13 protein-coding genes are annotated in these 24,075 nt (G+C 40.1%); 8 read left to right on the forward strand and 5 right to left on the reverse strand.

Annotated features, from left to right (window positions below):
* Nucleotides 1-279: 279 nt before the first annotated feature.
* The gene (locus QWZ08_RS09285; RefSeq protein WP_290337117.1) at nucleotides 280-975 is read left to right on the forward strand and encodes a LytR/AlgR family response regulator transcription factor; all 696 of its coding nucleotides are present in this window, start codon (nucleotides 280-282) and stop codon (nucleotides 973-975) included.
* Nucleotides 924-3,794 (forward strand): sensor histidine kinase, encoded by a 2,871-nt coding sequence (locus QWZ08_RS09290; RefSeq protein WP_290337118.1) that lies wholly within the window; start codon nucleotides 924-926, stop codon nucleotides 3,792-3,794. The genes QWZ08_RS09285 and QWZ08_RS09290 overlap by 52 nt, the downstream gene beginning before the upstream one ends.
* An 842-nt stretch (nucleotides 3,795-4,636) precedes the next feature.
* Here QWZ08_RS09290 and QWZ08_RS09295 read toward each other — a convergent pair.
* Nucleotides 4,637-6,187, reverse strand: coding sequence for a SulP family inorganic anion transporter (locus QWZ08_RS09295; protein WP_290337119.1), 1,551 nt, complete (start codon nucleotides 6,185-6,187; stop codon nucleotides 4,637-4,639).
* A gap of 315 nt (nucleotides 6,188-6,502) precedes the next feature.
* On the opposite strand from QWZ08_RS09295, the gene QWZ08_RS09300 reads away from it, so the two are divergent.
* The 4 genes from QWZ08_RS09300 to QWZ08_RS09315 are packed head-to-tail and all read left to right on the forward strand — an operon-like array spanning nucleotide 6,503 to nucleotide 10,063.
* Complete coding sequence (locus QWZ08_RS09300; protein ID WP_290337120.1) at nucleotides 6,503-7,186, forward strand: hypothetical protein; 684 nt, start codon at nucleotides 6,503-6,505, stop codon at nucleotides 7,184-7,186.
* Nucleotides 7,183-8,460 (forward strand): glycerophosphodiester phosphodiesterase, encoded by a 1,278-nt coding sequence (locus QWZ08_RS09305; RefSeq protein WP_290337121.1) that lies wholly within the window; start codon nucleotides 7,183-7,185, stop codon nucleotides 8,458-8,460. The genes QWZ08_RS09300 and QWZ08_RS09305 overlap by 4 nt, the downstream gene beginning before the upstream one ends.
* Before the next feature lie 25 nt (nucleotides 8,461-8,485).
* The gene (locus QWZ08_RS09310) at nucleotides 8,486-9,064 is read left to right on the forward strand and encodes a porin family protein (protein ID WP_290337122.1); all 579 of its coding nucleotides are present in this window, start codon (nucleotides 8,486-8,488) and stop codon (nucleotides 9,062-9,064) included.
* A gap of 12 nt (nucleotides 9,065-9,076) precedes the next feature.
* Nucleotides 9,077-10,063, forward strand: a complete 987-nt coding sequence (locus QWZ08_RS09315; protein WP_290337123.1) for a metallophosphoesterase family protein — start codon at nucleotides 9,077-9,079, stop codon at nucleotides 10,061-10,063.
* A 95-nt stretch (nucleotides 10,064-10,158) separates the two neighbouring features.
* Here the strand turns inward: QWZ08_RS09315 and QWZ08_RS09320 are convergent, their stop codons facing one another.
* Nucleotides 10,159-13,395 carry a S41 family peptidase gene (locus QWZ08_RS09320; RefSeq protein ID WP_290337124.1) on the reverse strand — a complete coding sequence of 1,079 codons (3,237 nt, stop codon included), beginning with the start codon at nucleotides 13,393-13,395 and terminating at the stop codon, nucleotides 10,159-10,161.
* A 141-nt stretch (nucleotides 13,396-13,536) separates the two neighbouring features.
* On the opposite strand from QWZ08_RS09320, the gene QWZ08_RS09325 reads away from it, so the two are divergent.
* Nucleotides 13,537-15,375, forward strand: coding sequence for an AAA domain-containing protein (locus QWZ08_RS09325; RefSeq protein ID WP_290337125.1), 1,839 nt, complete (start codon nucleotides 13,537-13,539; stop codon nucleotides 15,373-15,375).
* Nucleotides 15,376-15,395: 20 nt separating this feature from the next.
* Here QWZ08_RS09325 and QWZ08_RS09330 read toward each other — a convergent pair whose 3' ends face one another.
* From QWZ08_RS09330 to QWZ08_RS09340, 3 genes are all read right to left on the reverse strand, one after another.
* Complete coding sequence (locus QWZ08_RS09330) at nucleotides 15,396-16,253, reverse strand: diacylglycerol/lipid kinase family protein (RefSeq protein ID WP_290337126.1); 858 nt, start codon at nucleotides 16,251-16,253, stop codon at nucleotides 15,396-15,398.
* 97 nt (nucleotides 16,254-16,350) lie between these two features.
* Nucleotides 16,351-17,343, reverse strand: coding sequence for a potassium channel family protein (locus tag QWZ08_RS09335; RefSeq protein WP_290337127.1), 993 nt, complete (start codon nucleotides 17,341-17,343; stop codon nucleotides 16,351-16,353).
* A gap of 241 nt (nucleotides 17,344-17,584) precedes the next feature.
* Nucleotides 17,585-20,023, reverse strand: a complete 2,439-nt coding sequence (locus QWZ08_RS09340) for a T9SS type A sorting domain-containing protein (protein ID WP_290337128.1) — start codon at nucleotides 20,021-20,023, stop codon at nucleotides 17,585-17,587.
* 881 nt (nucleotides 20,024-20,904) lie between these two features.
* On the opposite strand from QWZ08_RS09340, the gene QWZ08_RS09345 reads away from it, so the two are divergent.
* Nucleotides 20,905-24,018 carry a VPS10 domain-containing protein gene (locus QWZ08_RS09345; protein WP_290337129.1) on the forward strand — a complete coding sequence of 1,038 codons (3,114 nt, stop codon included), beginning with the start codon at nucleotides 20,905-20,907 and terminating at the stop codon, nucleotides 24,016-24,018.
* The last annotated feature ends 57 nt before the right edge of the window (nucleotides 24,019-24,075 follow it).

A 24,075-nucleotide genomic window follows, 5' to 3' on the forward strand; every position in this document is an offset into this window, starting at 1 on the left:
ACCCCTGTATAAAACAGGGGTTTTAATTTTGGAAGCCTTTTATTCAACTCAATAGTCGTTACCTCATTTGGATATCCTTCATTTTTAAAGGTCCAGGGAGATGCTGCAAGAAGTTTTTAATTAAATTTATAACAGGTAATTTCCTTTTTTGAGTTCCCGAAACTAGTTTTTAAATCCACATATTTCGTCCTGCTATACCTGCCTGTAAGATATAGCCATTGCGTGCAATTTGTTTAATATTAAAGTATTGTCTTAAATTTCGCTAAAATTAGCTTCCACATGTTGAGTACAAAACTAACTGCCCTAATTGTAGATGATGAGCATAGCGGAAGATCGTCACTGAAAATTTTGCTGAATAAAAATTGCTATTATTTATTTGAAAAGATTGTTACAGCTTCGGCGCTTGATCAGGCCATTGAGATTGTTAAGCAACAGCATTTTAATATTTGCTTTTTGGATATAAATCTCAATAACCAATCCGGCTTTGACCTGATACCTCATTTAGCAAACGATACCAAAGTGGTGTTTGTTACCGCGTATTCCGAATTTGCCATTAAAGCCATTAAGGAAAATGCGTTTGATTATCTGCTAAAACCAATTAACCCCGCAGAATTTAAGCTTTGTGTAGACAGGTATGAAAAGGAAATACTGGCAGATTCAGATGCTATAAAAAAATACCTGCACATTAAAGACCAGGGCGAAACCATACCGATACCGCTGGATGAAATTGTATTTTTACAGGCTGAGGGCGCTTACTCAAAAATCTATTTAATAAAAAACAGGGAGTATATTACGGCGAAAACTTTAAAATCAATGACAGATGTGCTGGGCAAAGATTTTATTAGAATTCACAAGTCGTACATCATCAACAAAACGATGATAAAATCATTTAAAAAAAATTCACTCACTACAATCCACAATACATGTCTGCCAGTTTCAAGGGTTGGGGCAAAGGAGTTATCGTTGCACTTTTAATACTGGCTTTTCATGTAACTGCAACTGCACAAAATGAAAAACTTTGGCCAGAGCTGGATGTAACCAACGGGCTTCAGTCGAATACCGTAAGATGTATTAAGATTGACGGTAAAGGAAGATTTTGGATTGGTACTGATTATGGACTGGATATCCACAATGCCAATTCGATCGCCCAAAAAAAGATTATTGAAGCAATACAACATAAAAGCATCCAGGCTATTGAATTTTTAGACAGCCTGGTGTTTATTGGCACCAGCTATGAAGGCTTGTATATTTTCAATCAGCTTACCGGCAATTTGCATAAATACTATGGTCCTGCTTCCATTCCTCAAATACGCAAATTAAAAATATTCGGTAAGCAGGTATTTATACTTTCAGACACGGGCCCCTACTTGTGGACTTTTAACAGCCTTCGTCAAATACCACTAACCTCTGCCATTAACGATGATTATTTGATTGATATGTTTCAGCTTGACAATAATCAATACGGACTTGCCTATCCATCCAAGCAAATTGTACGTTTCAAAAACGGCGCATTCGAAGAAAACTGTAACAGCCTGTTTTTTCAAAACAATACGAAGCTATACGCGGAACACTATACTTCTTCCTTATGCTTCAACAATAAATTATTTCTTGGCAGCGGAGGCCAGTTGCAATCTTTACTGATTGTAGAAAAAGGTAAGCCGCCAATGTCGCTCAATTTTTTAAAAAAGCTGGGTGTAGGCTACATGGTTTGGGACATCGCCGAGCAAAACGACAAACTTATTTTGGCCGTCGGTGATACCATCAGTAACCGGAAAGGGTTACTGTGCATACTAAATCCAGACTACACTTACATGTCCATTAAGGCTGCTGATTATATCACCTGCCTGGCACTCGATCCGGTAAATAATATTTTAACTTACGGTACCATTAATAACGGCCTTTTTCTTCAAAGTGGCATAGGAGGCTGCTCAATGATTGACAAACCAACTGAATGCAATATTGTTGCCAACGACAAAAGTGTATTTATTTATACCGATGATTATTTTCAAAAATTCAGTACTACAGACAGTAAATCTCCCTTAAACCTGAATTCAAAAAATAAGATAGCCGATATTATATCTTCCATGAATTTATGCGGGGATACGCTAATTTATGCCAATGACAACTTCATCAAATTATACAATGCTACTTCCCTGCAACCATTGGATGTGTTGCCGGTTAATCATACCGTGGTAAACAATAATATTGCAGCCATAGAAAGAATCAACGGCACGATTTTTTATTTTTATAGGGATGGTGGTGTGTCTAAATGTAACCTCATAACAAAAAAAACTGCAGTTATTGAGCACGTTATTTCTCACAACCCGATGGTGTTTAAGCTAAATAACAAAATCATTTTATTAAGCAAGGAAAAGGGGTTTTTTGCGGTATCCGAAAAAGAGGGATACCCACTTACCTGCACAGATACATCTATCCATTTTATAAACGACTTTACAATTGGGCGGGATACTATTTATGCACTTTTAAAAGATGAGATAAGGAAGTATAAAATTGATTATATAAACCGCCGGCTTATTTTCCTACATTCTTTTTCAACCTATTCAACATTGTTTGATGTTATCGGCACCAGGTGGATTTTATCAAAAGATGATAAAGTTTATATTTTGAACGACAACGGAATTATGCAAATGAATTCTGCCATGGTACCGGTAGGATACTATTATTTCGGTTCGTATAATCAAATTAAAAAGCCCATCATTGTCGGCGATTCGTTGCTTATCAGCACCAACAATTACTTAACAAAATTTTCATTTACAGAATTCGACAGACCAATACCAACAATTAGTGCCGATGATTTTTCGATTGAATGCCCAAAATCCATTTTTGAGAATATTGGCTTTACTGTAAAAATTAATCTGGCCGATTATTTTTTACAGGACCGCTCTTTTAAAACGCTGGAACTTTGGTCAGACGGCAAACTAAAGGCAACAAAATACTCCAAGTTTTCCGAATTCAATTTTAATGACGGTCTCAATTACGGCGACTACGACCTGGTTGTAAAACTCGGTAACAATATCGCCCGGCATAAACTAAAAGTAACTTTACCACTTAACAGAAACCCCTGGTTTTTTGCTGCTATTGCGCTGGCCGTTGCCATTATATTTTCAATTGTTATCAAATCAAACATTGATAAAAGAAGATTGAAAAAGCGATTGATAGAAAACAAACTACAAAATTTAAAACAGAATTTAAATCCGCATTTTGTGTACAATTCCATGAATCTGATTAGTTCAATGATACTGGAAGAAAAATATGATGAGGCGCTGCAGGTAGTGTCAGATTTTTCGAGACTGCAGAGGACTTACCTGGAAACAAATAACAAGGAACAAATTAGTGTAGCCGAAGAACTGGCTTTCCTTGATTCGTACCTGAAATTGCAACAGCAACGTTTTAATGAAGACAATGATTTTAACTACAGTATTACTTGCGATCCGGCAATTGATATTACACAGATAATGCTACCTCCGCTTATTTTGCAACCCATTGCAGAAAATGCCATTAAATATGGCGTTTTGGCCAGCAAAGCGCCCGCCAGGAGTATAAAAATTGAAGTAAATATTGTAGAGAAAGGGATGGTAACAATTGCGCTTGAAGATAATGGCATGGAAGTCGACCTAAATTATCATGGTTTGGGTATGGGGCAGAAGCTGGTACAGGAAAGAATTGCCTTGTTTAACCTGAGCCACAATGCACAACTAACAGTATTATTCGATCAACCCGCTGTACATAGTGCCTCAGGATACCGTGTTGAGTTAGAAATTCCCCTGGCGTAACACTGCATTTTGCGCAAAAAGAAAACCGCCCCCGTGTGGACTGGAAGCGGCTAAGCTATTGTTCAGGCACGAACAGAAAAGCTTTTATTAATTGGTACGAAGGATCGAAGAAAACCGGGTGTAACCTTATTCTAAAATAACAATACCCACTTTGTAAGGCAGCAGTATTTTAACCAACGACACAAATATTTATTTAACTACAGATACGGTACGTAAGCAACTGTAAAAAGTATTAACTATAATTCAATCGCGGTGTAACGAATCTTTTTTAGGATTGGCCGGTCAGGTTAAGTTTAATTTCAAAAAAAAAGGGCCAGAATAGAAATTCAGCCCCGATTTAAATCCAATATCCTATGAAAAACCGAGTGCAAACTACCCATTGTTTCCGGCTAGCATGAATGTTTTTATTTAACGACACTATTATTTAATGAACGACATATACCCCAAAAATCTCAATGAAAACAGCTGGCTTGTTTGGGTCGATATAGGCTAATTTTTCAATTGAACTATTTTCGTCAATTGTCAGCATCTCCGCGTCTCATTTTATCAAAACAGGGGTATTTGTATTGAGGTAGCGTAGCAATGTTGATTAATAAAAAAAGAAAAAATATTTTTAAAAAACACATGCGAATACGATTACCGGCAAAAGGACAGCGTTTATAATCTGCATTGAGTGATAACGGTGTAACAAAAAATACTATAGGTGTGGATGGAACTTTTGATATGGTACGGGGAGGTCCATTGTTTACTGCGTAGGCTCGCAACCAGCATGCGGATTGAGCCGGTTATATTGTATGGATAACTCCAAAAGCTTTTAAAGAAGGGAAGTTCAGCCTGTCAAATCAATGAACAGCTGTAACATTAACTTTTTCAATTCCCTTTAAGTGCAATTCTATGTGCCGGTCATGCGCTTTGCTGTGGTATTCACTGATAATTTCAAGAATGTCGTAATCAATAAAATTGCATTCACTTCCGTCGATTGTCAGCACAGAATATTCGGGCACTTCATCCAGGGTTTTACGCAATTTTACTTTGTTTAAAAAGGTAACGTTGCTGTTGAGTTTGATGTATTCTGTATCAATGCCGCCTTCGTGACTTTTTGTAATTCTATATTCGGCTTTAAAATTATTTTGAATGATAAAGTAAATGGAGATCAACAGCCCGATGCTTACGCCGATCAATAAATCGGTGGCCAGTATTACAATAATGGTCAGTATAAAAGGAATAAATTGTTTCCAACCAAGACTAAACATATTGCGGTATAGTTTAGGTTTGGTAAGATTAAATCCAGTAACCAATAATATCGCAGCCAATGAAGCATAGGGGATTTTATTCAGTAAAAACGGAACCAATAAAACGGCGAGCAATAAAAATAGCCCGTGCGTAAAAGCCGATAATTTTGTTCTTCCGCCAGCATCTACATTGGCGGCGCCCCTAACCACCACCGCCGTCATTGGAATGGCGCCCAGCAATCCACAGGTGATGTTACCAACACCCTGCGCCACCAGCTCCCGGTTAACGGGTGTAATGCGGTTACGTTTATCCAGTTTATCAATCGCTTCAATACAAAGCAAGGTTTCCAGCGTAGCCAGCAAACCCATGATCAGTCCGTCTTTCCAGATTTCAACAGTTGAAAATATTTTAGAAAAATCAGGTAAGGAAATGCTTGCAAAAATGTTGGATGGAATATTCACCAGCTGCGTTTGCTTTAATGAAAAATCAGAAGTGACTTTTGTAAAAATGATGTTGGTGATTACGCCAAGCACCACCACTAGCAAAGGTGCCGGAATTACTTTTAACTTTTTTGCAAAAGGCTGCTGCAGTAAAATAAGTATGCCTAAAGAAACCACGGTAATCAAAATGGCACCGCGGGTAATGTGGTGATTAAAGCTGCCAAAATTGCCCAGGAAATGTTTGGAAGAAAAAAGATTTAAAAAACCGCTTGTCCAGAAATCCGGCTGATCATACCCGAGTGCTAAGGGAATCTGTTTGGAGATAAGTATGATACCAATCGCGGCCAACATCCCTTTGATAACGGAAGATGGAAAATAATTGGCGATGGCGCCCAGTTTTAAAAGTCCCAGCACCAGCTGAAACAGACCTGCCACCATAACTGCCAGCAGAAAAACCTTATAGTCGCCCAATGAAATGATGGAAGCAGCAACAATTGTAGTTAAGCCAGCGGCAGGGCCGGAAACTGCTAACTGTGAGCCACTGACAAATGACACTACTATTCCTCCGATAATGCCTGACAAAAGACCAGCATATAAAGGAGCGCCGGATGCCAATGCTATCCCCAGGCACAGCGGCAATGCAACAAGAAAAACAGATAATCCTGCGGGAAGATCGTGCTTTAACCAAATGATGCGGTAATACCGGATAGTGCGTTTCATGATTTGAGTTTGCTAAAATATTGGTCGTAAGTCTGCTTTCTGGTAATTAAAAAGCAAAACATGTACAAAAGTAACGCATGTAAAATTATAACGCAGCAGGCATTGCATCTATTGCCGGGGATTCAATAATCTACCAGTTTAAGAGAAACTGAATTTGTGGCATACATTCTGTTTCAGTTGTTGCGGCTATGTTTGTTTACCCGGATATAGCTGAAGAATTTCAGATTATTCCCTTACCAAAAATGATCAGTTATCAAAACAACATTTACCATACGCTGCTTGTTTAAATCCCTGGTTTTAACAGCATGCTGCACATTGCTTTTTCAAGCCTTGATAGCCCAGGATACTACCTTTCATTCAAAACACGCCGCGATCTATTTTCCCTACCCGATGTATAAAGAGCACTGGCGCTCGTCAATAGGTTTTACCTTAATGACCACGCCGGAAGACATAACCGAAGAAGTGCGGTTGAGGATTCCCTGCGGCGATTACCACCTGCTGACAAAAATCAACAATCACTTTATCCTGGACAGTCGTTTATTGTTCCAGGTGTTACAAAACCACGTGTCTACAGGCCTGCATTACGTAAGGCCAATTAATGAGAACGTATATATTTCTGCAGGCAATGACATTGGCTTTTGGTTTGGCTATCTGAAATTAAGCGGCTTTGACAGCAAGGCGCTAGGTTGGATTGATTACCCCAATCTATCTATAGGATATAAAACAAAAAAAGACTTGCTAATCACTTTTAAGGCGCAGGTATCTTTCAATTTGTATTACCAGGCCGCCAACGGTGCCGTTAAATATTCCTCCAGCAAACGTTATTATAATGGTGAAACTTTTACGTTGGCATTAGAGCAACCATTCTACAATAAAAAACATTTAACCCTGGCCTTTTCAGCCATCAGCAATAAATTTTACTGGCAAACCTGGGCGCTCTTTTACAAAACAAACCGGGAAATTTATTACCCACAAATAACAGTTGGCTTCATTTTATGAAAAAAAATATTTCCATTTTTCTTTTATCCGTTTTTTTATTCGCCTGTAAAAAGGAATATAAGGTTACAATGCCTGATGCAGGCACCTGGGATCTGTTTAATGACCCGGCTGCGCAAGCCTTGCCTGCTGCCACAAAAACAGCTATGGAAGGTGTTTATACTGTTACAAATGCCTCCGTTATGTTTGGTAAACTGGCTGCCGTTAAATGGAGTTATGTAATCAATAACGGAGATACCACTTTTCACGTGTCAGGATTTTTTGGTACCGACATCGCATACTTTATTTGTGAAGGAAAACAATTGAATGGCGCTATTTTATTAAATGGTTATTGGCGCAAAATGGTAAGTACCGAAACCGGCCTGGTTCATCTTACGATTGATGCTACGGCCGGGGCAAGTTTGCTGCTCAGCAATTCACCCCTGGTTAGCGAAGGCATGGTGCAAATGAATGGCTTTTATGGGCAAGGGCAGCAGGAACCATTGACACCCTTAACGCTTACCTATGCACGCAAATTGAATCACAGTCCCACTCCCTTTCAAATTGCTGCACACCGCTCCGGGGGCCGCACATCTGATCTGTTGCCTGTTTCAGAAAATTCTGTCGCCATGATTTTGAAAACCTCAGAGTTTGGCAGCACAGGTATTGAAGTAGATGTGCGATATACAAAAGATGGTGTACCGATATTGTATCACGACAATACACTTAACCTTCGGGAGATTCAAAAAAGTGGTTTGGTCGGCCCCATCGAAAATTATACTTACGACCAATTATCTGTTTTTGTAAGACTGATTCACGGTGAAAAAATTCCAACATTGCGGGAAGCGCTTACAGCAGTAGTATACCAGACGCCATTGACTTTTGTTTGGCTGGATACAAAATATGTTGGCAGTGTAAAACCCGTGCAGCGGCTTCAAAATGAATTTATGCAAAAAGCGAAAGCTGCCGGCAGAAAACTGGATATTGTAATCGGCTTGCCCGCCCAGGTTCAGTTTGATGAATTTTTATCATTGCCGGATTATGCTTCCACTCCGTCATTGTGTGAGTTAAGCATTGATGATGTAGCCAAATCTAATGCCCTGATATGGGCACCCCGTTTTACCGAAGGTACACAAAATGATGAGGTAGCTAAAATTCATGCGATGGGAAAAAAAGCCTTTGTGTGGACAGTCGATGTACCTGAATTTATCACCCGTTTTGTAAACGAAGGCCACTTTGATGGCATACTATCTAATTTTCCCTCATGCGTAGCATATAATTATTATGTACACCAGTAAAGCAGCTTTTTTGGCAGGCTTAATCATGACAAGCCTGTTTTTTAACAATGTATTTGCACAACCGGTTGTTAAGCAAGACAGTGTTATTACGCGAACACCATCCTTCATTTTATACCTTGGAGGTGGTTTTTCGAGTTATGTCGCCAACATCAATCCTCAACCGGAAAGCCGTGTTCGAAATGTGTCAAGAACCAATCCCACAGGCACTTTCAGGCTGATGTGGCACCCCGGCCACCGCCTTTGGCTGGGGGTTGAAAGCGGCTATAATAATTTTTTCAGTTATGAGCTAAAAAGTAATAATGAAACCGGCAAAGTGAGTCTGCATGCGGTTCCGCTGATGGTGGTATGGTCTATGCCTGTTATCAAAAGGATTAGTATTTTTGCAGGCATTGGCTCCTACCTGTTAACGAGCGATCTGAAATATCATGGTAATGTGCACTCAAAATTCTTTAGTTTAGGCTCAGATCTTGCTGTGGTATACACGCAGCCCGTTGCACATAGATTTGGCCTGGCGGCCGAGATAAAATGGATGAATGCTTTTGAAACAAGAGACAATGCTTTGGGGCTGCAGGTACAAATGGTGTGGCAGTTCATAAAATTTTAAACTCTGTTGAGCATGATGAAATCGAAACTTATTTTGTTGTTAGTGGCGGCAATGCCATTTGCTGTCCAGTCACAGTTACCTGCGACTGAAAATGCTGTAAGCAAAGAAATGGATTTCATCAGCGATACACAACAGCCGATGCTGGTAGAAAAAATTATTCTTAAACCAACCCATAACAAAAAGGCAACGTCTCTTCTTTTCTCGCAAATCAAAAGCGCCAAACCACAAAGCGTATATATGTTGGGTGATGTAGTTTCCCTTGGGTTCAACAACAGAAAATGGAAACGGGTGGACGCTTTTTTAGACAGTTGCCGCAGCGGAAAAACAACGGTATGCGGCTTGCTGGGAAATCATGATGTAATGGGCAGGCTGAAAAAAGGAGAAAGAAATTTTGATAAGAGATTTCCCGATAATGTTCGTACAGGTTATGTCTCCGTTACCGATTCCGTTGCCGTTATTCTACTGAATTCAAACTTCAAAAAGCTTTCCGGTACTGATAATCAAAAACAAATCAACTGGTACAAGGCCGAATTAAATAAGCTGGATACCAGCGAGGCTATCAAAGCAATTATTGTAACCTGTCACCATGCGCCCTATACCAACAGCATTATAGTTGGATCAAATACCTCGGTTCAGCAAAATTTTGTACCAGCATTTATCAGTTCAAAAAAAGCAAAATTATTCATCACCGGTCATGCTCATGATTTTGAACATTTTAAAGTACAGGGAAAAGATTTTTTAGTAATTGGTGGTGGTGGCGGCTTGCATCAGCCTCTTAGTAATTCGGCTGATAAACTAGCTGACCTGGCATCGGAGTACAAGCCATTGTTCCACTATTTATCTGTAAAAAGAACGGGGGATGATTTATCCGTTACTTCCCATTTTTTATCAAATGATTTTAAAGGCTTTGGTACAGGCCACAGTTTTATCACCAACCAGCCAGAATTCACTGCAACTAAAAGCGATTCAAATAAAAACAACAATCAACCTACATTTTGATTTTGTTGAAAAAATAAACAACGGCTTTAATAATAAAAATGGGCTGATCATTTTATAAATGACCAGCCCATTTTGTTATTGCAATCGACTACATTTTATTTGTTTCCGATTGTTTTCAGCATCTCCTTTACCGCCGCTTCCAGCTGATTATCTTTGCCATTTAAAAAATCTTCGTAAGTCAAAGGCACCCTGATATCCGGCTCCAGTTGCAGGTTTTCGGTGGGCCGGTTCTCCTTACCGTAAGTTGCTATCATCGGTATACCAAACACCATGGTTGGGTCAATTTGTGTTTCCCACCATACTGCGGTACCTGTTCCCGGAACGGGCATGCCAATCAGTTTTCCTATGCCATTATCTTTATACACATAAGGAAAAATAAATGCATCGCTGTAATTACTTTCGCTCATTAATACACAGCTTGGCTGTTGCCAGCGGTCCATTGGTTCCGTTGCAGGAACCATGTTATCCTGTGGAGCAAAACGCAGGTAGGTTTTGCCACTTAAAAAAGTATTTAAATCATTGTGTAACCATCCACCGCCATTGAACCGCGTATCTACAATCAATGCCTGTTTATTTTTATTGCGGCCCATTACTTCATCTACCACCGTTCTGTAACTACCATCGTTCATGCTTTGTACATGCACATAACCTACTTTTCCGCCGCTTAGTTTATCCACCATTTTGTACATCATAGCGGTCCAGCGTTTATACATCAATACTGCTTCATCTGCAAATGATATCGGCCTGACAGATTCTTCAAAACGGATGTTATTTTTTGCATCGTATAACTGAAGCAACGTATTTTTACCTGTTTTGCGGTTTAACAATTTTGCCCAGTCTTCCGTATCGCTGATTGTTTGTGCGTCTATCATTTCAATAATACAGCCCGGCTTAATTTTACCCGTCGCTTTATCAGCAGGGCCGCCCGTTATTACTTCTGCTACTTTCAATCCATTGCCTGTATAGGTTTCATCATACAACAATCCCAGTGCGGCTGTGGCATCCGGATTTTCCATTTTCGGTGTATACCTTCCGCCGGTATGCGAGGCATTTAATTCTCCCAGCATTTCACTCAGCAGTTCCTGGAAATCGTAATTATTGGTGATGTGCGGTAAAAACTTTGCGTAAGTATCCTTATACATTTCCCAGTCTATTCCATGAATTTTAGGATCATAAAATTTCGCCTTCACCTGCCTCCAGCAGTGATCAAATATATAAGCTCTTTCTTTCGCCGCATCCAGTATCATCTCTGCTGAAATACTGATTGGTGTTGATTTTCCTACATCATCAATTTTTAACAGGCTGCCATTGTTGGTTACAAAAACACTCTTGCCATCTTTGCTCATTTCGATGCCACTTGGTGATCCGCCCAACTTGGCCAGGATTTTTGTATCATGAGTGCGTGGCTCTGTTATCCATAAATCATAGCCCTTTTCAAATGAAGCGAGGTAATACACTTTAGCGGCATCGGCTGTTACAACATAATCGCTGATAGAAGCACTGTTAATGGTTAAACGAACTTTCCGGTTGTCTACGCCAGCAAAATCCGGCGACCAGTTTTTAGGTTTTGTGATAGTTAGTTTAGATGCAGAATCTTTTTTTGTTGCGGAATCTTTTTTATCGGCACCATTTTTTTCAAGCAGTAAAGCATAATCATCTTTCGCCAGTTTAAATTCGTCATAGGCCGGCTGATCTAAAAAAGCGCCGTAAATATCCACTTCCCGGTTGCCCTGGAATGCAAGCGAACGGCGCCCTTCCCTGTTGTTAAGCCAGGTGATCAATTTGCCATTCAATGCCCATTTGGGATTGTCTTCTCCAAAGCCGCTGTTGATTGGATGAAGGATCGTTCCTTCACCATCTGTTTTTAAAATACCGATATGTGCTCCGCCAAAACCAAAATATTCATCATCTGCCAAAATATATTTTCCATCCGGGCTCCAGCTAAAATCAATATCACCATCAGAATAACTGTAGTTATGCCCGGCTGGAATAACAGTGCGGGTTTGCTTTGTTGCAAGTGTATATATTTTAAGCACATTCCTGTTTTCAAGATAAGCCACCTCCTTACCATCAGGAGAATATTTGGGTAAGAATTCTTCGGCTGCTGTAGCAATCAATGGTTCTTCTTTTATAACCGTAGCGGCATAAAAATACGGCTCCTCTTTTCTCGCAACAGAAGCGGTGTAAATATCCCAGTTGTCACTGCGCTCTGCCGCGTAAATTAAACTCTTGCCATCGGGCGACCATCTTACCATACGTTCCTGTTGCGGTGTATTGGTAATGCGTTTTGTTTGAGAGCCGTCTACACTTGTAACAAACACTTCTCCCCGGGTTACAAATGCTATTTCTTTACCATTGGGAGATAAAGTAAACTCGCCCACGTTGCCGCTTACCGTTACATTTTTTTCTACATTTTCCCTGCCATCATTGTAAATGTGGATGGCTACTTTTTGTGGCGTTCCTCCATCTGCAAGTGTGTAAATTTCTCCGTCATTTGTAAAACAAAGCGTATTGTTTTTACTGATACTTAAATGGCGAACCGGATTTGTTTTAAATTGAGATAATTGTTTTTCGTTTGCAGAACCCAGCTCCTTTTTATACACATTCTGGTTGCCGTTTTTTTCGCTGAGGTAATAAACGGATTGATCATCACTACCAAAAACAGGCTCCCTGTCCTCCCCTTCAAAATCACTTATTTTTTTGTATTGATTGGCTTTAATATCCAGTATCCAAATGTCCCTGGTTACAGAAGATGTATGGTGTTTTCGCCAGGGATCTTCATATCCTTTTCTGTCTTCAAAAACAAGTTGATTACCCTTGCTGTTGTAATGTGCCCTGTCCATGCCAGCGCCGGATATCAATACCGGCCTTCCACCGGTAATGCTTACGGTGTAAAGGTTTTGAAATAAGCGTGGGCTGTAAAACCGCACATTAGTGGCCTGTATATTTCTGGAACTTCCAAAAATAAGCTGCTTGTTATCCGGGGAAAAATCAAATGGAAAATCGGGTGCACTATTATAGGTAACCCTTGTTGGAGTACCACCTGAAGAAGGCATTACAAACACATCAAAATTGCCATACCGGTCGCTTGCAAAAGCAATGTATTTTCCATCATGGCTCCATACCGGCATCATATCCTGGGCCTCATGCAATGTTAAAGGAACAGCCGTTCCACCAGTTGCATCTACTTTATAAATGTCTCCTTTATACCCAAAGGCAATTGTTTTTCCATCCGGAGAAATAGCAGGATACCGCATCCATAAAGGATTGTTTTGCGCAATAGCATTACCCGCTGTAATTAACAGCACAAGACAATATAAAAAAAATCTCATATCAGAAAGTTTGGTGGTGGAACATTAAGTATCTACAAAGTACTTAATCCGGTTAAAAGATAAAATTGTTTTTTATAAGCGGAACTGCAGCCCAGCTTCGAATGATTTTTTTATTCTCTTCATCCTTGGTATTTTCACGCCATGCCTGTAACAGATCCTCATATCAATTTATTATTGCAATGTATCAGTTTAGAAGAAAAAGAACAGGTCAAACGTTTTAGTTTAGATCAGCAACATACGCTAAAATCATTAAAGGCAGAGGGTTTGGCCTTGCATCCAATTACGGTAACCCGAAAGAATTTTGGTTACGCCGATTATCCAGAAATAAGTTTTCGCATTAATTTCCCGGCAGAAACCAACCAGTTTAAAGATGGTGCTGCCATTGAATGTTTTTACACCGGCGAAGAACCGGTGAAAGGCGTATTGATGAGCCTGGATGGTAAAGCAGGCGAATTCAGGTTGTTTGCGCCGGACTTTCCTGACTGGATTGAAGACAATGGCGTAGGCATAAAGCTAGCGCCCGATCAGCGAACGACCACCATCATGAAAACTGTGCTGAACAACCTGGAAGGCAACAAAGAATTATACCAGCTGTTCCGTCAAATACATAATGAAACAGCCTCCCCAATTACATTAACAGCCCTGAAAAATACAGTCTTTCATTTCAATAATAAGCGACTGAATGAAAGCCAGCAAAATGCGGTCAAAGCAATTGTTCAAAACGAGCTTATTACGATTGTTCACGGGCCGCCGGGCACTGGTAAAACCACAACGTTAACCGAAGCCATTACACAGTTAATTAAAGCCGGGGAAAAAGTATTGGTATCTGCACCCAGTAATACAGCAGTCGATAATATTGCCAGAGGCCTGATAGCACAGGGTGTACAGGTATTAAGAGTGGGAAATACAAGCAAAGTAGATGAAACGATTTTTTTACACACGCCTGAGGGCAGGCTGGCAAACAGCAAACAACAAAAGGAAATTAAAGAGCTGAAAATAAGGGCTGAACAGTTTAGAAAAATGGCGTTGAAATACAAACGCAGTTTCGGCAAGGCGGAGCGTGAACAGCGCAACCTGCTATTTAAAGAAGTAAAAAACATCAGGGCGGAAATTAAAAAGATACAGGCTTACAACGAAGAAAAATTATATACTGAAGCAGAAGTTGTTGCCGGTACGCCTATCGGGTTGCACGATGCAAAAATCAACCACATCACTTTTAACACCCTGGTGATGGATGAAGCCGGGCAATGCATTGAACCTCTTGCCTGGTGCATATTTCCGCTGGCAGAAAAATATGTATTGACGGGCGACCACCTGCAATTACCGCCGACGATTTTAAGCAATGAAGCCGCCCGCCTTGGTTTAAATCAATCCATTTTAGAAAAATGTATTGCAACTGTAGGTAATATTTATTTACTGAATATTCAGTACAGGATGAAAGAATCCATTGCCGGCTTTAGCAGTTCTTATTTTTACAATGGTTTATTAAATACCGCCGCACATCTTATAAACACCGGCACACACATCAGCTTTATAGATACTGCTGGATCCGGTTTTAATGAGGTACAGGGCAGCAATGGCATGAGTTTACAAAACGAAGGCGAGTTACAGGTTGCACAAAAATTAATGCAGACAGATGCCCTGCCTCCTGAACAGACAGCCTTTATATCTCCCTATAATGGCCAGGTTGCCGCGGCGAAAGAACTGTTGCCGGCAGCAATGCGCATCAGTACCATTGATAGTTTCCAGGGGCAGGAAAAAGAAATTATTATTTTAAGTTTGGTAAGAAGCAATGACGACGGAGATATCGGATTTTTAAAAGATTACCGTAGAATGAATGTTGCCATTACCAGGGCAAAAGAACAATTATTTATTATTGGCGACAGCGCCACGATTGGCGGTGATGCATTTTACAATTCATTTTTAACCTATATAGAAAAATATGGCAGCTACCGGACTGTGTGGGAATTTGAATTATAATTTACTGTTGATTAAAAAAATCAATAGCGAAAGTGCACAGCATTTGGTACCAACTCAATCACTATTTTAGTGGCTTCAAAATATTCGCCATCCATATGATACGGCATGGGCTCATCACTTTCAACAGATATTTTGTTTGTCTTAAAATGATGAATAAAAGGCAGGCCGAGGTGCTTGCCTTTTTCTATAACCGGCAAGTAGCGCAGCCGTTTTAGAACGGTCAGCGCATCCGCAATCACAACATCCAGTAATCCATCATTGGCTGCTGCTTTTGGTGCAATGTGAAATCCGCCGCCGGCACGTCGCCCATTACTGATATCCACCAGAAGCTTTCTGCCTGCTATTGCCTTTTCACCGCATTGTATCAAATAATTTGCCGACCGGTAAGTAAAAATTTTTTTAAGAATAGTAAACAGGAAGGAAGTTTTACCAGGCAGCTTATTCCGGCCGGTTAAAGTCTTTACAACTGCTCCCTCAAAACCAATACCAACGCCATTTATAAAATAACGGCCATTACATTTTCCCATATCTATAGGTTTTGCATTTGCATGTAACGCGATTTGCAATTGGTCTTCCAGTATTTTAGTGCCGTACAACAGCCAATGAAAGTCGTTGCCCGTACCACCTTTGAACAACACTAACGGCTGTTGGATATTGGTGTAGCGATTGATAAAATAATTCAGCGTGCCATCGCCGCCTACTATAAAAACATCTGTGAAGCTGGCTAAATTATCCGGCCAATTGTTTATATATATCGAATGCAAAATATGCTTCGATGAGAGCACTGCCTCAACCTGGTGTGCACAGCCAACCGCGATTCCTGCACCCGCAGCACTGTTACAAAGAATGACAATATTTTTTTCAGAAGATGGCAGCATAGCTAGTCAGATCAACCATACAATAACGAGGCATGTATCCCGCAATGGGATCTTTTATGGAAACGAAGAACAGCCATCTGATAAAATAATTTATATACTAAATAATTTCCTTTGCCTGCTCAATCTGTTCATCACTGCCCATTACAATGATACTTAGCGCTGCATGAACTTGAAATGCTGCCGGAGGATTCATGATATAATTATTTCCTTCCTTAATTCCCAGAATGGTGCAGTTGGTTTTCTTCCACAAGTCAAGGTCATTCAGTGAGATTGTTTTTGTTGCCTTTAATTCCGCTACCCTGAACTGGGTGTTGTTTTTTGTACTCATCATTGACAGCAATTCAGCCACATCGGGCAGCATAATGAGTGTAGCCATATGAGCCCCGCCTATTTTATCAGGCATAATCACGTTACTGGCGCCTGCAATTTTCAATTTATTTACAGATGAATCCTGTGATGCACGGCTGATGATTGTAATGTTGGGATTAAGCTGTTTGGCAGAGAGTACAACAAATAAATTATCTGCATCTACCGGCAAGGAGGAAATTAAAGCCCTTGCTTTGTTTATGCCTGCTTCTATCAGTACTTCATCTTTCGTGGCATCGCCTTTCAGATAATGTTTAACTTCAAAGCCAAGTGCTGTATCTGGTTCCTTCTTTTCTTCTACCACAACAAAGGGTATTTTGTTATTGAACAATATCTGTGCACTTTCTTTACCATTACGGCCAAAGCCGCATATAATAACATGATTATTTAAATGATCAATTTTATTATCCATGTTAATTCTTTTAAATTTTTTTACAAGTTCAAGGTCGGAAAAATACCGTGAGAGCCAGGTGATAAAATAGGTAAATAATCCCAGGTTAATCAGGATGAGTAAGATAGTGAAAATACGTCCACCGTTGCTTAATGGCTTTACTTCATTAAATCCTACTGAAGCTACGGTAATGACAGTCATGTAGAGAGCTTCTAAAAAATTATATTTTTCAATAAGCATATAACCGGCAGTGCCCACCAGCATTAAACCACCCAGCAACAACAAGGCGAAGAACAGGCCTTTGAACAGGTGTAAACGTTTTAATAAATACATGCTGTAAATTATTATTGAAAAGTATGACTTTAGCGTGAGACGAAAAAGAGAAATCGCCGGTTTAGAAAATAAATGTTTTGCTACCATCAGGTAAGCATTGTGTAAGTGGTTTGTTTTGAAAAATTATTGGAAGAAAAATATTTTCCCGGTTTTACATGATAAAAATTATGGCCAATTGTATTGTTGGATAATAAAAAAACCGTCCTTTTGAGACGGCTTTTTTATTAGAACACTACGGAAATCACCTGTTCATCTGTAATAATGTTCCTGTCATTTTTTTATCCCCAATTCTTAATATATATATAAGGCTACCTGCATTTTTAACTGGCAAACTCAATTCAAAATTGTGTGAGCCCGCAGTAATTAAACCTGCGTAAACAGTTTTAATTTTCTGTCCCATCGTGTTGTACACTTCTAAATTACCGGTACCTGAAACTGGAGAAGTTACCACAAACTTTACCTTATCGCTAAATGGATTTGGATAAGCTTTTATAGTGGTTTGCTTTTCTGTAATGTCAGCGGTTTTAGCAGTAGTGGTATTGTTTGCTAATCTGGCACCCGAACAATCAGATACAATATCAGCACAATTAACAGGAGCGGCGCTACAACCGTCAGAGTTTTTAACCTTAATGGTTGTTACTGACCCAACACCGAGATTGGTAAAAACATTGCTTGTGTTGCTAGCAGTTGGGTCTGTGCCGTCAATTGTATACAGAAATCCGGTTCCTCCAGTAGCATTTATTGTGAGACTACCGGTTGAACAAAGTGTAGGCTGAACGACGCAAACCTTAAAGGTAGGACTTGCCAAATTCGCTGCATTACTGAATGATGCTGATGCTAATGAAGTACAACTTCCGTTATTTGATGTCACTGTATAGGAGGTTCCAACGGTCATACCGCTAATTAATCCTCCTGTACCAACTGATGGTCCTGACGGCGTAAATACATAAGTGTTCGATGCACTAAAATTGCTTATTGTACTGCTTCCTGCTGCTGAACACGTAGCTGGTACCGATGTTATTGTTGGAGCCGCCGGAGTTGCCAACATCGCTGCATTACTGAATGGTGCAGATGCTGCTGAAGTACAACTTCCGTTATTTGATGTCACTGTATAAGAGGTTCCAACGGTCATGCCGCTAATTAATCCTCCTGCATCAACTGATGGTCCTGACGGAGTAAATGCGTAAGTATTCGATGCACTATAATTACTTATTGTACTGCTTCCTGCTGCTGAACAGGTAGGTGCTACCGATGTAATTGTTGGAGTCGCCGGAGTTGCAGGTTGCGCATTGATGGTTACACTTAAAGCAGCAGAAGTACATCCGACTGAATTGGTTGCTGTTACATCATATACACCAGGACTTAGTCCCGCAAAACTTGTTCCTGCATGTGTAACGGCAGCTACCACCGGGTTAGTTCCTGTAACTGTATAGGAAGCCATCCCTGTTGGAGCTGTCACTGAAATAGTTCCTGTTGCTAATGCACAGGTTGGTTGTGTTAAGTCTGCTGTCGGTGTAGATGGATTGATACAGGTAAAGTTGCCAAAGTCCTTATTGGCTGCTATAGGAGCTAGTGACGTAATGGTAACGGAATAAGACCCTGTAGCTGGTTGGGTTTGCGTCCAGCCGCTCTTCAGAACTTCCCTAACAATATAAGGATCATTTGTTGATGTGCTCTTGTTTGCATCTGGTGTTACTGAAAAAGAATAAGTACCATCTGTAGCGGTGGTAGTTGATGTTTCACCGGCATCCAATGTGCCATTATTATTATTGTCAAGGAAGATAGTCCATCCTGATAATACAGGTTCGCCATTATCCCTTGTAGCGTTTTTATTTAAATCTTGGTACTTCAATCCACTGATTGTTCCGGGAATAATTGCGGAGGGAGCCAATTGTATGGACAATGCTCCGCTAAAATCAGAAGTAACGGTAGTTTGTAAAGAACCTCCTGACCAGGCACTAGCACCCTTCGTTGGATTAGTGCCTCCAAAGCTAGGAACCTGACCAGGCGTCGCAATGTAGAGACCGTAATAAATAACTACATAACCACTTGTTGTGGTTGCGCCTGTATATTTAAAGGTTACAGTTACCATCTGATCTTTGTTGCCACCGGTTGAGGTAACCGGTGCTGATACGGCTGTAATATCTGCATTGGCAGTTCTATAAAAAGAGCCGGCAATTGAGCCTGTGTAGGTATTATCCTGTACAATCGTTGATGATGTGCCCGGCAATGTAGTAGCCGCACGGCTGGCGTTATAGGTAGTTATGTAAGCAAACCCGCCGGCATTGTTCGTGCTTTGGTAATAATTGTAAACAATCGTAAAAGTATAAAACTGATTTTGAACAAAAGGTTTATTATTGGAGGCAGGGATTGCATAAACATGCGGGATCACTTCCCCTTCAAAATAATCTGACTTATTCGCATTCAGAATATCCCCCTGCCAGGTAGCTGTAGAACCCGTTGCAGCATCACCATCAGCCCAGTGTTGATAGTTTTTGGATACTTGCCCAAAGGCAGCAATAAAACCTGAAAAAACAAACAAAGTCATTAAAAGAAATAGTCTTGTGTAAATAATATTATTTGCACTGAAAATACTTCGCTTTTTTAAAGCATCGAAAAGTGTAAAAAAAGGCTTTTGCTGCTGTAAAAATTGTTGGGGTGTACTGTTTAAAACTCTCATAAATTTAAATTTTTAAATGATTAATAAAGTCCAATTAGAGTAGTTCTTCTGGTATTGGTGATGGAGTAAATAGGAGTTGGAATAGTATAATATGCAGGTGGTGATTTATCCAATAAAGAATTTATTAAAAAACTATTTTTAATTGTTAAGTAAACCGTGTTGCAAGTACTTGGCACATTCATGTTTATAAACAGATTGAATTGAAGTAAATTCAAACAGGCTTACATAAACATAGATTTGTTCATGCCCGTCAAACCAGGACCGGCAGCAAACTGCTTTCAGAATTTTTCTATTAGCTATCAGAAAGAATTAAGAGGAGGAGTTTGGTTTTAAACAGGAAGGAAATCAGCAATCGAAGACTAAAAAAGATCAACCGTTAATTAACTAGAATAATAAGAACAAAAATTTTACAAAGAGATTGTTTAAGCAGTAAGTATTTTCAGACTTGGCTGAAGATGATTGCTATCAGGTTTTTCAAAAACTGTTGAAGTTTATTTGGTTTTTTTAGAAGGATAAGATTCTTATAATTTCATCAGTTGCAAATAGGCAAAAAGCAAGACTAAATAAAATAACCGAAGCATGATTACAAACATATGTGTTTATTCGTAAAATAGCAAGCATTCTAAAAACTATCTTATACTGATATTCGTCAGCATCCATCCTGAAGGATATTTTCGGATTACAATATTTGAAGATCATTTTTAAAAACCAAGCCTGAAGCGTTAAGAAAAAATAGAATAACTTGATTTGCTTAATATTTGCTTCTTCCTCTTTATATCCAAGCCTCACAAAGAGTATCCTGCAAACAATTTTCATTCATCAACACAAAAAATAAGTTTCAATGCTTTGTTGTAATTTCCAATTTCAAAAAATCATTTTTCATGAAACTACTGCTTTCTCTTACAGCAATGCTGGTTGTATTTTTTGCATCAGCACAAAAAGAAAAAACATCTTTAGCAGCTACCGATTCTGTTTTGTTTGGAAAAGTTAAATACAGGCTGGTTGGCCCCTTCAGAGGAGGCCGCAGTGGAACCGTGGCAGGCAGCTATAAAAATAAAAACACGTTTTTCTTTGGTGCTGTAGGCGGTGGTGTTTGGAAAACAACCGATGGCGGCAGCAACTGGAAAAATATAAGCGATAAAAGTTTTGGTGGCAGCATTGGAGCAGTAGCAGTAGCGCCCAGTGATGAAAGTATTTTATATGTAGGAGAAGGCGAGAATACATTAAGGGGTAATGTAAGCGAAGGCACAAATGGGTTATGGAAAAGTGAGGATGGTGGCCGTAGCTGGAAAAATATTGGCCTGAAAAATACCCGGCACATCGGCCGCATTGTTATTCATCCTAAAAACCCGGATATAGTTTGGGTTGCTGTGATTGGACATTTGTTTGGCCCAAGCGAAGATCGTGGTGTGTATAAAACAATGGATGGTGGCAAAACCTGGCGCAAAGTTTTATTTGCCAATGCCAATGCAGGTGCGGCCGAACTGGTGATGGAACCGGGTAATCCGAATGTATTGTATGCAAGTACCTGGAACATCCGCCGCACACCCTACAGCCTGGAAAGCGGAGGCCCCGGAAGTGGCCTGTGGAAGAGTACTGACGGCGGAGAAACCTGGATAAACCTGATGGATAAAAAAGGAATGCCCAAAAAAGAAATTATCGGTAATATTGGTATTACGGTGAGCGCCGTCAATCCGGAACGAATATATGCTTTGATCGAATGCAAGAGCCGGGGATTGTACCGGAGTGATGATGGTGGCAATACCTGGGAAAAACAAACGGATGATGCCAATATCTGCCAACGGGCATGGTACTTCAGCAAAATTTTTGCTGATCCAAAAAATGAAGATGTTATCTATGCATTGAACGTAGGAATGTACCGCAGTACGGATGGGGGCAAAACATTTAAACAATCCATCAACACGCCTCATGGTGATCACCATGACCTTTGGATTGACCCTGAAGATGCCAACCGGATGATTGTGGCGGATGATGGCGGCGCACAGGTTAGCTTTGATGCAGGTGCCAACTGGAGCACTTATGAAAACCAGCCAACCGCCCAGTTCTACAGAGTTTCCACAGACAATCATTTTCCTTACCGCATACTGGGTGCACAGCAGGATAACAGTACGGTAAGAATATTAAGTGCCAGTGATGGCGACCAGATAACCACTGCAGACTGGAGCCCGACAGCCGGTGCGGAAAGCGGCTACGTTGTGGCTGATCCTTTGAACCCCGATGTTGTTTATGGCGGTAACTATGATGGATACCTGAGCCGGTATGATCATAAAACGGGCGAGAACAGGGCCATTAGCGTGTATCCTGATAATCCGATGGGTGCTGGCGTAATCACTATGAAATATCGCTTTCAATGGAACTTTCCTATTTTCTTTTCACCGCATAATCCTAAACGCTTGTATGTATGTGCGCAAAATTTATTTGTAACAGAAAACGAAGGACAAACCTGGGAAATGATCAGCCCTGATCTTACCACCAATGATACTACAAAGCAGCGCAGCAGCGGCGGTCCTATTACGCAGGATAATACATCCGTAGAATATTATTGCACCATTTTTACTGCCATAGAAAGTCCTTATGAAAAAGATTTATTGTGGACAGGCAGTGATGATGGTCGTGTCAATGTAAGTAAAGACGGTGGCAAAAACTGGTCAGAAGTTACACCACCAACGGCAGGCAAATGGATGATGTGGAATTGCATTGATGCTGATCCTTTTAAAAAAGGTGCAGCCTATATAGTTGGCACAAAATATAAACTGGACGACTTTAAACCCTATATTTTTAAGACGGAAGATTACGGTAAAACCTGGAAGGAAATTACCAATGGTATACCGGCCATGCATTTTGCCAGAACAATCCGTGCCGATAAAAAACGTGCAGGGTTATTATATGCTGGTACAGAATATGGCATGTACATCAGTTACAATGATGGGGCTAACTGGCGGCCATTTCAACTCAACTTGCCCATTGTTCCAATAACTGATCTTACAATAAAAAACAATGATTTAATTGTTGCCACACAGGGCCGTGCCTTCTGGAGTATTGACGACCTTACGCCGGTGCAGCAGTTCGACGCAGCCGCCGTGAATAACAATTTTTATTTATTGCCTGTGAATGATGCTTATCGCCGTGACGGATCCGTAAACGCCAACGCAAAAAATGCCGGCACTAATCCAGCCAATGGTTCGGTTATCAATTTTTATGTAAAAGAAATTGCTGACAGCGTGAAAGGGAGTGTCACCATACTCGATAAAAATAAAAAAGAGATCAAAACATTTGCGACAGATGCAAAAGAGAAAAAAGACCAGATAGAAATCAACAAAGGCATGAACCAGTTTGTATGGAATATGAGTTATCCGGAAGCCGAAAAAATAGATGGGATGATTTTATGGAATGGTTCGGTTGGTGGCCCCAAAGCCGCACCGGGAAAGTATTTTGCAAAAGTAAAGGTGAATAAGGATTCGGCAGAAGTACCTTTTACTATTCTTGCAAACCCAACCTACAAAATAACGCAGCAGGATTATGAAGACCAGTTTAATACGTTGATCACCATCCGGGATAAATTCAGCGAGATACAAAAAGCCATTAAAAATATCCGGGATATGCGTACGCAAATCAATGGTTTCGCAGAACGCCAGGGAAAAGATTTGCCAAAAGAAATAAAAGAGAAAGGTGATACCATCAACAAACAATTAACCGTAATTGAAGAAGCGTTGTATCAAACAAAATCCAAAAGCGGGCAGGATGTTTTGAATTATCCTATTCGTTTAAACGATAAAATCGGTGGCTTGTTTGATTATGCCAACAGCGGTTACAATGCACCTACACAACAGGTAAAACAAGCTTATACCGACCTGAGTGCCATGGCTGATCTTCAGCTCAAAAAATTAAAAAAATTGATGGATGTTGATGTGGTGGAATTAAACAAACTCATCAGGGAAAAAGCGGTACCTGTGATTGCTCCTAAAAAAGACTAATAATTTATTATATTGATTTCACTTTTAAATGTAACGGCCAATGACAATCATTGGCCG

This window comes from Ferruginibacter paludis, from assembly GCF_030409685.1.
In the GTDB taxonomy this organism is placed as follows: domain Bacteria; phylum Bacteroidota; class Bacteroidia; order Chitinophagales; family Chitinophagaceae; genus Ferruginibacter; species Ferruginibacter paludis.

Coding starts and splice junctions, on each gene's coding strand:
- QWZ08_RS09285 (WP_290337117.1), top strand. CDS start 280: ATGTTGAGTACAAAACTAACTGCCCTAATTGTAGATGATGAGCATAGC.
- QWZ08_RS09290 (WP_290337118.1), top strand. CDS start 924: ATGTCTGCCAGTTTCAAGGGTTGGGGCAAAGGAGTTATCGTTGCACTT.
- QWZ08_RS09295 (WP_290337119.1), bottom strand. CDS start 6,187: ATGAAACGCACTATCCGGTATTACCGCATCATTTGGTTAAAGCACGAT.
- QWZ08_RS09305 (WP_290337121.1), top strand. CDS start 7,183: ATGAAAAAAAATATTTCCATTTTTCTTTTATCCGTTTTTTTATTCGCC.
- QWZ08_RS09310 (WP_290337122.1), top strand. CDS start 8,486: ATGACAAGCCTGTTTTTTAACAATGTATTTGCACAACCGGTTGTTAAG.
- QWZ08_RS09315 (WP_290337123.1), top strand. CDS start 9,077: ATGATGAAATCGAAACTTATTTTGTTGTTAGTGGCGGCAATGCCATTT.
- QWZ08_RS09320 (WP_290337124.1), bottom strand. CDS start 13,395: ATGAGATTTTTTTTATATTGTCTTGTGCTGTTAATTACAGCGGGTAAT.
- QWZ08_RS09325 (WP_290337125.1), top strand. CDS start 13,537: ATGCCTGTAACAGATCCTCATATCAATTTATTATTGCAATGTATCAGT.
- QWZ08_RS09330 (WP_290337126.1), bottom strand. CDS start 16,253: ATGCTGCCATCTTCTGAAAAAAATATTGTCATTCTTTGTAACAGTGCT.
- QWZ08_RS09335 (WP_290337127.1), bottom strand. CDS start 17,343: ATGTATTTATTAAAACGTTTACACCTGTTCAAAGGCCTGTTCTTCGCC.
- QWZ08_RS09340 (WP_290337128.1), bottom strand. CDS start 20,023: ATGAGAGTTTTAAACAGTACACCCCAACAATTTTTACAGCAGCAAAAG.
- QWZ08_RS09345 (WP_290337129.1), top strand. CDS start 20,905: ATGAAACTACTGCTTTCTCTTACAGCAATGCTGGTTGTATTTTTTGCA.